Here is a 12438-nt window from a genome sequence, read left to right as displayed (position 1 = left end):
GGCGGCCGATGGGCCGCCTTTTGTTTAGTTCAGTGTGGACGCAGCGCGCATCACGCCGGTCTGTAGGCCGTCCCAGTTGCGGATGGGTGCGTCGAGGTATTTTTGTGCCTCAGGATGGTTTGGATCCAGCACGCCCAGTTTCACCAGAATGGCGGCCAGGGCGTTTTCCGAGGCGCGGGTTGCGCCGTCGATGATTTTCAGAGCCACGCCCAGTTTTTGCTCGGGTAGCATGGCAACAAAATAGGCTTCTGCGCCGGTCTTGATCGCCACGTTATGCCCCATGGCGCGCATCAGATTGGTGCAGGCACGGCCTTCACCTGCCACATATTCAGGATGCTTTGCCATCGCGGTGCGCAGCCGGGCGGCGGCGGTTTCGCGGGTGCCGTTGCCTTCGCGCGCGGCCGCATAAAACGCCATGGCGCGGGCCATACCCTTGAGGGTGCTGGCGTGGTTGGGGGCCGAGCAGCCGTCGATACCGTAGCCTGCGCTGTCCTCATGGGTCAGCTCTTCATGCGCTGCCTGAACTGCCTTTTGCACCGGATGATCGATGTCGGTGTAGTTGCCACCTGCACCAAGATGTTTGGACAGGGTCAGAAAACCGGTGTGCTTGCCGGAGCAGTTATTATGCACCCGGCACACCGGATCGTTGCAGCGGATCAGTTCGTCACGAATGCCAATGTCGCGCGGTTCCTGGGGACCACAGATCAGGTCGTCATCGCTGAAGCCTTGAGCCGCCAACCAGTCGTTGACCATGGTGTTGTGGATCGCAGAGGCGTTGTGAGACGCACAGGCCAGGGCCAGATGCCGCTCGGTTAAACCAGCCGCATCGGCGGCGCCACTTTCCACCAAAGGCAAGGCCTGGATCATCTTGGAGGAGCTGCGTGGCAGCACAACGGCGTCCGGATCGCCCCAGGCATGCACGATATCTCCATCGACATTACAGACAACCGCATGGCCGGAATGCATGCTTTCCAGGATGTCTCCCCGCCAGATTTCGGTCATAGGCACGGCTTTGGTCATGATTTCTCTCGCAATTGTGGGCAATTTTGTGCCAACGGGTCTTTCGCGCGGCAACAAACATGGGCTAAACTCTGCGCATCGCGTATAACAATGTCCAGCCCACTTTAAATGGTGCAAAGCCAACGGGCGGACGACAGAGGCAATACACAGCTTGGAGGCTGTAAGAGCAATGACATCACGTTGGGTGAAAGCGCTGGCCGTGACCGCAACTGCGGTTTGGGGCGGTATGGTATCGGCACAGGCCGCAAGCGAAAATCAGGTCAATGCGATCACCGACTGGAGCGTGTTTGAGCACAAAGACGGTGGCAAGCAGGAATGCTGGGCGGTGAGCACCGCCAAAGAGACTGTGAACACCCGCAACGGCCAGGTTGTGGCCGTGCGCCGCAGCGACATCCTGTTGATGGTGTCCTTTGTGCCAAGTGCGGATGTGGCGGCCCAAGTTGGCTTCACCGGGGGCTACCCGTTTGCGGGCGGCTCCACCGTTGATGTGTCTATTGATGGCCAAGCCTTTGTGATGATCACCGACGGCGAGTGGGCCTGGCCCGCGTCTTCCGGTGACGACGCCAAGATTGTCGCGGCGATGAAGCGCGGCGCGGATGCGACCTTTGTTGCGCGCTCCTCGCGTGGCACCAAAACCAGCGACACGTTCTCGCTGCGTGGTTTCACCGCCGCTGTGGAAGACGCCGAGAAACGCTGTAAGTAACCGCTTCGGGTCACCCGGAGCAGGGCCTCTGCCAAGGTCCTTACCTGCCTGACATCGCCACCATGGGGGAGGCTGACCGGATCAACCGGTTGGCATGTAAGCCATGGGAGAGCAGACAATGGCACAGGCACAACAGGCAGAGGCGCAGCACAGCGCGCACGATATCACCGATCTGGATCTCAGCTGCGTTGCGCGCGGCACCAAAATTGCCACCCGCCGTGGCGAGGTTCTGGTCGAAGAGCTTCAGGCAGGCGACGAGATGGTCAGCCGCGACAAAGGGCTGGCGCCTGTGCGCTGGGTGGGACGTGTGTGTACTTCTACTGCCGCAGTGAAAGTGCCCGCCGGTGCTATGGGCCGCCGCGTGCCGGCGCGGGATTGCTGGCTGGCGCCAAGCGCGCGTTTGTGGATGCAAGGCGCGGAGTTCGAAGGGGCGTTTGCCAGCCGCGAAGTGCTGGTGCCTGTGAAAGACCTCGTGGGTTGGCGTGGCATTACCGAAGACCCTCAGGCACCCTCAGAGTTTTTCCTTGTGCTCTGTGACACGCCAAGCGTGATGATTGTGGACGGTATGCAGGTCGAAATGCGCCATCCCGGCGCGCTGATCTCGCTGTTTGACCAGATGCAGGCCGACGAGATGGCCGATCTGTTTCCTGAACTTTTGGCAATGGATGCAAAGTCCGACAAATGGCGCCGTCGGCTGGACAAGCATGAGGCAGCACAGGTTTTGGACGTAAAAAAACGAGCCTAACTTGCCTCAAACCGCTTGAGGTAATCCACCAATGTCTGGCCCGGTTCCTGCTCGAACCGGTCGCCGGGCACGAGGATGTCGTTGATGCGGTCCACGCGAAACACCCGAAAATCCCCACGTTCCTCGCACCATCCGGTGCAGGTCCAGGCACGGCCCCAGTATTCCATTTGCAACGGGCGAATGCGGCGGCGGCTGTGGCGTCCATTGAGGGCTGTGTAGTCAATCAGCATCACCAGTTTTTCGCGAATTGCATGCCGGATGGTGGGCATATTGCCAAAGCTCGCCGCGACCTCCGGCGCGGCAAAAATCTCTTTGCCAAAGCCATCCAGCGCGCCGAACATCGGCTCCGGCATGGACTGGTCAATTTTGGTGAGAACCCGTGTGGCCGCCTCTTGTAGCTCGGTATCAGCCGTTTGGCGCACCAACGCCGCCCCGAGATGCAGCGCCTCCAACTCCACTTGGGTGAGCGCCATGGGTGGCATGAACACCGGGGCGCGTAGAATGTAACCCACCCCGCGCTCGCCTTCGACCGGAATGCCAGAGGCCACCAGTGTGTCCATGTCGCGGTAAATGGTACGGACCGACACCTCCATCTGCTCTGCCAGATCAGACGCAGTGTGCAAACGTCCATCGCGCAGGAGCTGGATCAGATCAAAAAGACGGTCGGTCCGGCGCATTTTAGGCTGTGCTTCCTTGAACGGTGTAGTGGGTCATGCTCATGGAACTTTGATCCAGAACCGCCAGGAGGTCCATCAACTCCGGATAAGTTTCAGGATTGAACGCGGACGCCGCAGCATGTGCGTCCTCAAGGCTTTCCCATTCCACTTCGTCAATCCATTCTCCATCGATCGTGGTGGCAATGCGGCGCCCGATGAACCCCGGCTGTGCCTTGGCAAAGCTTTGGGATTTCTCCCAGGCGGCTACGGCTTGGTCTGGTGTTGCTTCGGTCTTCAGGCGATAGCGTACAATTTCGATCACAGACATGATGGTCTCCTGTGTTGTCCGTTTGTGATGTGCGTCTTCTCTCACACACCAACTGACACGGTCTGTCAGTTGGTTTTGGCGTTAAGCGCGTTTTCTGGCATTATTTGCAAAACGCCCTAAATGGTGTATCTGCACCGCTTGAATTCCCAGATGAGTCCCAGAGCCATGAGTACCTCCGCGCCAATCACGCAGGACGTGATGACCATTCCCCGCAAGCTGCCTGAGGGTGGCAAGATCAACCTTGTTGGGTTGACCCGTGATCAGCTGCGCGAAGTTCTGATTGCCAACGGCACCAAGGAAAAGCAGGCCAAGATGCGCGTGGGGCAGATTTGGCAGTGGATCTACCAGTGGGGCGTGCGTGATTTCCACGAGATGACCAACCTCGCCAAAGCGTATCGTGCGGAGCTGGACGAGAAATTTGAGATTGCGCTACCTGAGGTGGTGACACGCCAGGTGTCTGAGGATGGCACCCGCAAATATCTGGTGCGCATTGCCGGCGGACACGAAGTTGAGGTGGTCTACATCCCTGAGGACGATCGCGGAACGCTGTGTATTTCTTCGCAAGTGGGCTGCACGCTAACCTGTTCTTTCTGTCACACCGGCACGCAGAAACTGGTGCGCAACCTGACCGCAGGAGAGATCATTGGACAACTGATGGTGGCGCGCGATGATTTGGGTGAATGGCCTGTGCCGGGCGAACCTAAAGATGAAACCCGCCTGCTGTCCAACATCGTGCTGATGGGCATGGGCGAGCCGCTTTACAACTTCGACAACGTGCGCGACGCGATGAAGATTGCGATGGACCCGGAAGGCATTTCCCTGTCTCGCCGTCGGATCACTTTGTCGACCTCTGGCGTGGTGCCGGAAATTGCCCGCACTGCTGAGGAGATCGGCTGTCTGCTGGCAATTTCCTTCCACGCAACCACCGACGATGTGCGCGATGTGTTGGTGCCGATCAACAAACGCTGGAAGATTGATGAACTGCTGCAAGCGCTGGCCGATTATCCCAAAGTCTCCAACTCAGAACGCATCACCTTTGAATATGTGATGCTGGACGGGGTGAACGACACGGATGAAGACGCGCACCGTTTGATTGATCACATCAAGCGCTACAACATCCCGGCCAAGATCAACCTGATCCCGTTCAACGAATGGCCCGGCGCGCCCTACAAACGCTCCTCCAACAACCGCATTCGTGCCTTTGCCAACATCATCTATCAAGCGGGCTATGCTTCCCCAATCCGCAAGACGCGCGGCGAAGATATCATGGCAGCTTGTGGTCAGTTGAAGTCGGCCACCGAGCGCGCCCGTAAGTCCCGAAAGCAGATCGAAGCAGAAGCGGGGATGTCTGGCTCTTGAGCGAAGCCGCCTGGTAGCGCTATAAAATACAGGAATTATGTATTTTTTACCCTGCTTGCATTGGTGAGCGGGTCCGGCCTATCCAGAATAGGTGAGCAGGGGAGCCAGCAGATGCAGCCAGAATACAAGGCCGTAGCGCGTCAGTCGCTGCTGTTTAGCAGCATGCCGGAAGAAGAAGTAGAGACGCTTCTGTCGACAGCACATGTCACCGAATATGACCGCGGCCAGACCATCTTTCTGCAAGGCGAGAAAGCCACGGCGATCTTCATTGTGATATCTGGCTGGTGCAAGCTCTATCGGATTGCGCCAAGCGGCACCGAGGCGGTTGTGGGGGTGTTTACCCAAGGCCGCAGCTTTGGCGAAGCGCTGGCCTTTCGGGGTGATGTGTATCCGGTGTCGGCTGAGGCTGTGACCTCCCTGAAACTGATGCGTATTGAGGCGGACGACTACTTGCGTCGCATCCGCGAAACGCCTGAGGCGGCCATCTCCCTCTTGGCCTCCACCTTCCGTCATTTGCACAGTCTTGTGGGCCAGATTGAGGCGCTCAAGGCGCGGACCAGTGCGCAGCGGGTGGCGGAGTTCTTGTGCGAGCTCAGCAACGCGGATGAAGGCTCTTGTGAGGTCGTTCTGCCCTACGACAAAATCCTCATTGCCGGGCGTTTGGGGATGAAGCCTGAGAGCCTGAGCCGGGCGTTTGCACGACTCAAATCCGAAGGGGTGCAGATCAAACAGAACCTCGCCAAAATCGAAGACATCGAGCATCTGCGCGTCTACTGCGAGGAAGATCCGGCGCAAGCCTGGACGCGCTGAGACTCACCGCCGAATCCACTTTTTGCCGGGTGGTTTGCGGAAAAACTGCATCTGACGGGCATAATTTTTGACACGCCAATCTTTACCTTGGGGTGCATTTCTTCGCCACACATCTCCTTTAGGTTGCGTCAAAAACTTGCGCACAAGATGGATGTTTTTGGTGTAACATAATGACTTATAACCAAAATTACTCATTCCTCTCTTTTTCGTGAGGGCTGTTGACTATTGTCAAGTTGAGCGCCGTGACATGGGCGCATTGTCCGCTTGCCTCACCAAGCAAACGGAGAGTGATCATGTCACTTGGAACCACCCAAAAAGTCCGCAATTCGCTCGGGATTGGCCTGGCCATGATGCTCGGCAGCGTTGCTGTGCCGGCGCTTGCCGAAGCCCCGACGCTGAGCGAAGAGAAATTCGAAGCCTCCAAACAGCTGTATTTCGAGCAGTGTGCTGGCTGTCACGGTGTGCTGCGCAAAGGCGCCACCGGCAAAAGCCTCGAGCCAATTGTGAAAGTTAAAAACGCAGACGGTTCCGTCACAGAGACGGGCACGTTGAAGCTGGGCCAAGAGCGCCTGGAAAAAATCATCGCCTGGGGTACCGAAGGCGGTATGAACAACTTCTCGGACATTATGACCGAGGAGCAGATCAAAGACATGGCGACCTACATTATGATGGAGCCGCCAACCCCACCAGAAATGTCTTTGGCGCAGATGAAAGAGACCCGGAAGGTCTATGTTGAAGAAGCCGACTACCCAACCGAGCCGCTGCACGGCCGCAACTGGGAAAACTTCTTCGTCGTCATCGAGCGTGACGTAGGTAAGGTGGCCGTGATCGACGGCGACACCAAAGAAGTTCTGGCACACATCCCAACTGGCTATGCTGTGCACGTTCTGAAAGCGTCTGAGCACCACTCGATTGAAGAGCCAGAGAACCCAGGTCGCTTCTGGTACACCATGGGCCGTGACGGCAAGATGACCAAGATCGACCTCTGGCAGACGCCGGATAAGATGTTGGTGTCCGAAGTCAAGATTGCCTACGACGCACGTGACGTGGCCGTATCCGGCGACGGTAAATACGTGATCGGTGGCGGCTACTGGCCTCCACACTTTGCCATCGTTGATGCGCAGACCATGGAGCCTGTGAAAGTTGTCTCGACACGCGGTACCAACGTGGACGGTGAATACGTAGAAGAAGCCCGTGTGGCCGCCATCTACACCACACCAAACGAGCCAACCTGGATTGTGGCGGTGAAAGAACTCGGCCAGCTTTGGCAAGTTGACTACACCGACATGGACAACCTGCGGATCGATAAGATCAACTCCGCGAAGTTCCTGCACGATGGCTTCTTTGACCCAACCGGTCGTTATTTCCAGATCGCTGCCAACGCCTCCAACAAAATGGTGGTTGTTGACACCGAGACTCACAAGCTGGAAGCGATGATCGACACAGCCGCGCTGCCACACCCTGGCCCAGGCGCAAACTGGATCGACCCAAATTGTGGTCCGGTGGCTGGCACAACCCACCTTGGTGTTGGTGCTGTGACGGTTTGGGGCAACGACCCAGAGAACTATCCGGATCAGGCTTGGAAAGTCTGCTACGAGACCGAAACCGATGGGGCGGGCCTCTTTATCCGGACCCACCCAGAATCTGACTACATCTGGGCTGATCAGACCAAGCACCCTGAGCCTGAAATTCAGCAATCGGTGCAGGTCATCAGCAAAGAGACTGGTGAGATCGTGAAGACCATCCAGATCACCGAAGAAGAAGGCTCCGCTGCGGTGCACTTCGAATTCAACCAGGATGGCACCGAGGTCTGGGTCTCCAAGTGGAACCTGTCTGACTCGCTGGAACCAAACGGTGAGATCGTGATCTTCGACGCCAAAACGCTTGAAGAGATCGGCCGGATCAAAGGTCTCTATGCGCCAACCGGCAAGTTCAACGTCTACAACCGGTCGAACCACGTGACCTAAAGGTTGCATCGGAAAAACCCAAAGAGGGGCGGGCCAAGCGCCCGCCCCTCCGTTTTTCGCCGGTCCTGCTGACGGACCGACCCACAGCCAAAACGGAGCATGGACATGTCGCAGTCCGATGACCAAGAGCCAAAAGCCCCAATTTGGCGCCGCTATTTCATATGGGGAATGCCGCTGGCCGGTATCCTAGGCGTCTTTGTGGCCGGCATTATCTTCTGGGGTGGTTTCAACACCGCCATGGAAGCCACCAACACCAAAGAATTCTGTGTGTCCTGTCACGAGATGAATGATTTTGTGTATCAGGAATACCAAGGCACAATCCACGATGTGAACCGCTCGGGTGTCGGCGCGGTCTGTTCGGATTGTCACGTGCCCAAAGACTGGACGCACAAGATCATCCGCAAAATCAAAGCGTCTCGCGAGGTTTGGGGCAAGATCACCGGCACCATCAACACGCGTGAGAAGTTTGAGGCCAAGCGTCTGCATCTGGCTATGAACGAATGGGAGCGGATGAAAAAAACCGACTCGATCGAATGCCGCAACTGTCACGACTTTGAAAGCATGATGCCGGAGTTCCAGAAACCCCGGGCACGCGCGCAGCATTTGAACGCGATGAAAACCGGGCAGACCTGTATCGATTGCCACAAAGGGATCGCGCACTCCGATGCTCGGGATCGGGCGGACGAAGAATATCTGGAAGTCCTGGAAGCGCCCAATCCGAAGTTCATTCGCGAAGTCCCGGCAGCCTATCTTGAAAGCCTGGCACGGGTAGAGGCCAAAGAAGCCGAAGAAGAAGCCGCCAAGAAAGCTGAAGCGGCGGCAGCCAAAGAGAAGCTAAAGTCTGCGGTAGCGGCCGCGCGTGAGGACGAGCGGGCCAAAGTAGAGGCGGAACTAGCTGCGGCCAATGCTGGCTCAGAAGCATCTGCGGCTCCTGCTGCTGCAGGCGACACCGTCGGGGCCAACGTGAATTGGGACGGTGTCGACGGCGCGGATCTGACCTTGTTCTATCCAGGACAGGCCTCTTTTGAGTGGGTGCAAAATGGCAGCACACACGGCGGGGCCCGTCCACTCACCAAAGGTGGCGATCAATGCACCACCTGTCACGCCAAAGAGCTGGAAGCGATCGGTAACAAGATTGTTGCTGGTGGCGGCGGCAAAAAAGATGAGCTGGAGCCAACCCCAATCCCAGGCAAGCGCGGCACCATTCCGGCCACGCTGCAAGCGGCGCACGACGGTGAAAACGTCTACTTCCGCCTGCAGTGGGAAGACGCTGGTCACAACCCAGTTCCCTTTGTCGACGGTGGCAAGATGGACCCAGACAACCAGATCAAGGTGGGCATGATGATCACCGGCACGGGCATTGAGCTGGGCGAGCAGGTGGGCTGCTGGGCAACTTGTCATGCCGACAACACCTACATGCCGTTTGATCCGGGTGCCGAAGGTATTGCTGCCAATGCGGATGCCGCTGGTCGTCTGAATGTGAGCGACTCGATCACCAAGTATCTGACCGAGAGCCGCACCAAGGTGGAAGTCAAAGGCCGTCGCGGCAAAGCACAAGGTGGTTGGGCCAATCTGAAGGAACAGGGTGAAGTGGATCAGCTGCTGGCAGATGGTACTTTCATGGACCTGATGCGTGTCTACGCCGATGGCACCGCCGAAAACGGCTATCTGCTAGAAAGCCGCACCGTGAATGAAGGTGAGATGGCTGGGGCTGCATCCCTTTCTGCGGATGGCACCTGGACCGTGACGTTCTCCCGGCCGTTGGCTGGTGGTGACGGTGATGTCGCGCTGGAAGCTGGCAAAACCTACACCGTTGGGTTTGCAATCCACGACGACTATTCGGACGCTCGTTTCCACCACGTCACGCTCAACCTTGGGCTGGCGCTGGACAACGCAGACGCCGACATTAACGTCGTAGGTCAATAACATCAAAAAGCGGCGGCCAGGGTTCTGGTCGCCGCTTTTTCTTTTTGCTTTAGGAAGGAAGACCAATGTCCCCGCGTTTGATTGCCCTTGCTCTCTCCCCTCTGGTCGCGCTTGGCGCGGCTTTTCCTGTTGTGGCTGAGGACGACACAGCAGGGCTCTGTGCCGAAGCCGAAGAGCGATATGTCGAGATGTTCGGGGCACCGTCAGCCGATGCCGAAGGCGTGGTTGTGGTGAAAATGTACAAGTACAACTTCTGCCCTGCCGCCATCACAGTGCCGGTTGGCGCAACCGTGCGCTGGGCCAATGTCGACAAGCGCACCAGCCACAGTGTGAAAGTGCCAAACGAACCCGAAAGTGACCGCGCGTTTCCGGAAGAGGTGATTGAATTCACCTTCCTGACCGAAGGCGACCAGGACTACCTGTGCGGCCCCCATTGGGAGACCCAGAAAATGATTGGCATGGTCACGGTGGTGCCAGAGTAACCCTCTGAAAAACCACATTTTCGATTGATGTTTTGGTCAATGAAATAAGGCGCGTCAGAGCTGGCGCGCCTTAGCTTTTGTCAAGGAATCACCCGCCCAAAACCGCCACCTTGCTTTCATAAACCGGCCCAAGCCTCACCCGCTGGCAATGTCTCGAAAGCGCGCATTTTGCGCCGTCTTTGCCTGTGTCGTGTGGTGATCAGCCAGCCACAAGATGACGAGCGAGAGAGATATGACCGGTAAAGTTTACCTGATCGGCGCAGGCCCCGGCGACCCGGAGCTGATGACCGTAAAAGCCATCCGCATGCTGAAAGAGGCCGACGCCGTGGTCTATGACCGTCTGGTTTCTGACGAGATCATCGCCATGGCCAACCCAGATGCCAAGATGATCTTTGTCGGTAAATCCCCCAAATGCCACACTGTGCCGCAGGAGCGTATCAACGAGATCCTGGCGGAGGAAGCGCTGGCAGGTCGCACAGTCGCTCGGCTCAAAGGGGGCGATCCCTTAATCTTTGGCCGTGGCTCTGAAGAGGCCGCACATCTGATCGAACAGGGCGTCGAGGTCGAGTACGCGCCAGGGATCACCGCTGCACAAGGTGCGGCCAGTGTGACTGGCGTGCCGCTTACCCACCGGGGCCTTGCCACCGGCGTGCAATATGTGACCGGACACCGCCAAGCCGACAATGCGCTCGATCTGGACTGGAAGAAACTGGCCGACCCGGACACCACCTTGGTGGTCTACATGGGCGTCGCCAACATTGGCCAGATCGCCGTGGGCCTGATGACCGAAGGTTTGCCGGGTTCCACTCCGGTGATGGCGATCTCGCGCGTTTCCGCAGCCGACGAAAGCCGGATGATTTCAACACTCAACCGCGTGGTGCAAGACAGCCGCGACGCCGGTCTGAAGCCGCCCACGCTCTTTGTGATCGGCAAAGTGGTCTCGCTTTATGACTCCGCACTGCTCAGCCCGGAAAAGGAGATCGCCGCCCATGGCTAAGCTCTTGGCCTTGCTGCTCCTCGCAGGCACCGCTGCTGCTGGGGAGCCCACTTTGGACCCCATCAAGCTGGAGCGGTTTGTGCTGCAGGATTGTGGCTCGTGCCATGGCTTGACGCTCAAGGGCGGTCTGGGGCCGGACATCCGCCCGGAAACCATCGAACACTATGACGCCGAGGGGCTTAAGGCTGTGATTCTCGACGGCATTCCCGACACCGCAATGCCCCCGTGGCGCCCCCTCATCACAGAGGCTGAGGCCGATTGGATTGCGGAGTATCTGTTGAAAGGACAAACACCATGAAAAGCCTGATTTCCGCTTTGGCCGTGGCCGCCGTGATGGGCACCGCCGCGTTTGCCGAGACCATCGCCACCGGCGATCTGGGCCTGATCATTGAGCGTGCCAAAGGCTCGGTGTTGTTGGTGGATCAATCCGAACGCGCCTCTTTGGCCCGGATCGAAGGCTTGGGAGATCTCTCCCACGCCTCGATGGTTTACTCCTCCGATGAGCGCTTTGCCTATGTCTTTGGCCGCGACGGTGGGTTGACCAAGGTCGACATTGTAGAGCGCAAGATTGCCAACCGAGTGGTGCAGGCCGGGAACTCAATTGGCGGCGCGATTTCGGACGATGGCAAACTGGTCGCCGTTTCCAACTATGAACCGGGCGGGGTGCGCATCTTTGATGCCGACACGCTGGAGCTGGTCGCAGACATTCCGACAGACAGCAAAACCATTGGTCTCGTGGACGCACCGGGGCGCCGGTTCGTCTTTACGATGTGGGACACGGGCGAGACCTGGATTGCTGATCTGTCGGGATCCGATATGCAGATCACCAAGATCCCTGACATGGGCGAGAACCCATACGACGCGCTGATTACCGGCAATGGGCGCACCTACATTACCGGCCTGTTTGGCGAAGATGGCCTGACCGCGCTGGACCTCTGGGAAGACGACCCCAAGCCGATCCGTGTGCTGCCAAACTATGGCCGCGGGCAGGAAGAGATGCCGGTTTATAAGATGCCGCATTTGGAAGGTTGGGCCTTAACAGGGTCTGAATTTGTCCTGCCAGCCGTCGGTCACCACGAGGTGCTCTGGATCGACGCCAACACCTTGGAAGAGACCGCCCGCACCAAGACCTACTCACAGCCCGTGTTTGCCATGGCGCGGCCGGATGGCCGTCAGGTCTGGGTCAACTTTGCCCACCCGATGAACGATACCATTCAGGTGATCGACAGCGTCAGCAAAGAGATCATTCATGAGTTCAAGCCCGGCCCTGCGGTGCTGCACATGGAGTTCACGCCACGGGGCCACGAAATCTGGCTCAGCGTGCGGGATGAGAACAAAGTGAAGGTCTACGACACCCACACCTTCGAGCTGTTGCGCGAGATTGAGGCGGACAGCCCTTCGGGAATTTTCTTCACCGCGCGTGCGCACCGGACGGGGCTCTGAGC

Annotated in this window: 13 protein-coding genes; 10 read left to right on the top strand and 3 right to left on the bottom strand. The window is 58.0% G+C overall.

The annotated features are described in order from the left end of the window. Nucleotides 1-24 precede the first annotated feature (24 nt). Complete coding sequence (locus SIB92_RS15020) at nt 25-1020, bottom strand: asparaginase (protein ID WP_412552803.1); 996 nt, start codon at nt 1018-1020, stop codon at nt 25-27. Between the two features lie 169 nt (nt 1021-1189). On the opposite strand from SIB92_RS15020, the gene SIB92_RS15015 reads away from it, so the two are divergent. Together SIB92_RS15015 and SIB92_RS15010 are read left to right on the top strand one after the other, a co-directional pair. Next, the gene (locus tag SIB92_RS15015) at nt 1190-1723 is read left to right on the top strand and encodes an invasion associated locus B family protein (protein ID WP_294115434.1); all 534 of its coding nucleotides are present in this window, start codon (nt 1190-1192) and stop codon (nt 1721-1723) included. A 118-nt stretch (nt 1724-1841) separates the two neighbouring features. Continuing rightward, nucleotides 1842-2468: a Hint domain-containing protein gene (locus SIB92_RS15010; RefSeq protein WP_412552802.1), complete on the top strand. Its 627-nt coding sequence runs from the start codon at nt 1842-1844 to the stop codon at nt 2466-2468. Here the strand turns inward: SIB92_RS15010 and SIB92_RS15005 are convergent. After that, the gene (locus tag SIB92_RS15005; protein ID WP_412552801.1) at nt 2465-3145 is read right to left on the bottom strand and encodes a helix-turn-helix transcriptional regulator; all 681 of its coding nucleotides are present in this window, start codon (nt 3143-3145) and stop codon (nt 2465-2467) included. The two genes, SIB92_RS15010 and SIB92_RS15005, sit on opposite strands and share 4 nt — an antisense overlap. 1 nt (nt 3146) lies before the next feature. Continuing rightward, on the bottom strand, nt 3147-3452 hold the full coding sequence (locus SIB92_RS15000) for an antibiotic biosynthesis monooxygenase family protein (RefSeq protein WP_412552800.1): 306 nt from the start codon (nt 3450-3452) through the stop codon (nt 3147-3149). A gap of 165 nt (nt 3453-3617) precedes the next feature. Here SIB92_RS15000 and rlmN point away from each other — a divergent pair, with 165 nt between their 5' ends. The 8 genes from rlmN (at nt 3618) to SIB92_RS14960 (ending at nt 12436) form a co-directional block, all read left to right on the top strand. Further along, on the top strand, nt 3618-4811 hold the full coding sequence (rlmN, locus tag SIB92_RS14995; RefSeq protein ID WP_412552799.1) for a 23S rRNA (adenine(2503)-C(2))-methyltransferase RlmN: 1194 nt from the start codon (nt 3618-3620) through the stop codon (nt 4809-4811). 111 nt (nt 4812-4922) lie between these two features. Beyond that, nucleotides 4923-5621 carry a Crp/Fnr family transcriptional regulator gene (locus SIB92_RS14990; protein ID WP_412552798.1) on the top strand — a complete coding sequence of 233 codons (699 nt, stop codon included), beginning with the start codon at nt 4923-4925 and terminating at the stop codon, nt 5619-5621. A gap of 293 nt (nt 5622-5914) precedes the next feature. Continuing rightward, nucleotides 5915-7588 (top strand): cytochrome D1 domain-containing protein, encoded by a 1674-nt coding sequence (locus SIB92_RS14985; protein ID WP_412552797.1) that lies wholly within the window; start codon nt 5915-5917, stop codon nt 7586-7588. A gap of 105 nt (nt 7589-7693) precedes the next feature. Continuing rightward, complete coding sequence (locus tag SIB92_RS14980) at nt 7694-9514, top strand: NapC/NirT family cytochrome c (RefSeq protein WP_412552796.1); 1821 nt, start codon at nt 7694-7696, stop codon at nt 9512-9514. A 65-nt stretch (nt 9515-9579) separates the two neighbouring features. Beyond that, nucleotides 9580-9996: a plastocyanin/azurin family copper-binding protein gene (locus SIB92_RS14975; protein WP_412552795.1), complete on the top strand. Its 417-nt coding sequence runs from the start codon at nt 9580-9582 to the stop codon at nt 9994-9996. A 214-nt stretch (nt 9997-10210) separates the two neighbouring features. Next, entirely contained in the window at nt 10211-10993 is a 783-nt protein-coding gene (cobA, locus tag SIB92_RS14970; RefSeq protein WP_412552794.1) for a uroporphyrinogen-III C-methyltransferase, read from the top strand. Then, on the top strand, nt 10986-11291 hold the full coding sequence (locus tag SIB92_RS14965) for a c-type cytochrome (protein ID WP_412552793.1): 306 nt from the start codon (nt 10986-10988) through the stop codon (nt 11289-11291). The genes cobA and SIB92_RS14965 overlap by 8 nt, the downstream gene beginning before the upstream one ends. Next, nucleotides 11288-12436, top strand: coding sequence for a cytochrome D1 domain-containing protein (locus SIB92_RS14960; RefSeq protein ID WP_412552792.1), 1149 nt, complete (start codon nt 11288-11290; stop codon nt 12434-12436). The genes SIB92_RS14965 and SIB92_RS14960 overlap by 4 nt, the downstream gene beginning before the upstream one ends. Nucleotides 12437-12438: the final 2 nt, after the last annotated feature.

The organism is Shimia sp. MIT1388 (assembly GCF_047124445.1).
GTDB lineage: Bacteria > Pseudomonadota > Alphaproteobacteria > Rhodobacterales > Rhodobacteraceae > Shimia.
This window is presented reverse-complemented; position numbering and strand designations above follow the sequence as displayed.

What these genes read in the sequence shown, in the direction of transcription:
- SIB92_RS15005 (WP_412552801.1), bottom strand. Translation starts at nt 3,145, where the DNA reads ATGCGCCGGACCGACCGTCTTTTTGATCTGATCCAGCTCCTGCGCGAT.
- SIB92_RS14975 (WP_412552795.1), top strand. Translation starts at nt 9,580, where the DNA reads ATGTCCCCGCGTTTGATTGCCCTTGCTCTCTCCCCTCTGGTCGCGCTT.
- SIB92_RS14965 (WP_412552793.1), top strand. Translation starts at nt 10,986, where the DNA reads ATGGCTAAGCTCTTGGCCTTGCTGCTCCTCGCAGGCACCGCTGCTGCT.
- SIB92_RS15010 (WP_412552802.1), top strand. Translation starts at nt 1,842, where the DNA reads ATGGCACAGGCACAACAGGCAGAGGCGCAGCACAGCGCGCACGATATC.
- rlmN (WP_412552799.1), top strand. Translation starts at nt 3,618, where the DNA reads ATGAGTACCTCCGCGCCAATCACGCAGGACGTGATGACCATTCCCCGC.
- SIB92_RS15000 (WP_412552800.1), bottom strand. Translation starts at nt 3,452, where the DNA reads ATGTCTGTGATCGAAATTGTACGCTATCGCCTGAAGACCGAAGCAACA.
- SIB92_RS14985 (WP_412552797.1), top strand. Translation starts at nt 5,915, where the DNA reads ATGTCACTTGGAACCACCCAAAAAGTCCGCAATTCGCTCGGGATTGGC.
- SIB92_RS14960 (WP_412552792.1), top strand. Translation starts at nt 11,288, where the DNA reads ATGAAAAGCCTGATTTCCGCTTTGGCCGTGGCCGCCGTGATGGGCACC.
- SIB92_RS14980 (WP_412552796.1), top strand. Translation starts at nt 7,694, where the DNA reads ATGTCGCAGTCCGATGACCAAGAGCCAAAAGCCCCAATTTGGCGCCGC.
- SIB92_RS14990 (WP_412552798.1), top strand. Translation starts at nt 4,923, where the DNA reads ATGCAGCCAGAATACAAGGCCGTAGCGCGTCAGTCGCTGCTGTTTAGC.
- SIB92_RS15020 (WP_412552803.1), bottom strand. Translation starts at nt 1,020, where the DNA reads ATGACCAAAGCCGTGCCTATGACCGAAATCTGGCGGGGAGACATCCTG.
- SIB92_RS15015 (WP_294115434.1), top strand. Translation starts at nt 1,190, where the DNA reads ATGACATCACGTTGGGTGAAAGCGCTGGCCGTGACCGCAACTGCGGTT.
- cobA (WP_412552794.1), top strand. Translation starts at nt 10,211, where the DNA reads ATGACGAGCGAGAGAGATATGACCGGTAAAGTTTACCTGATCGGCGCA.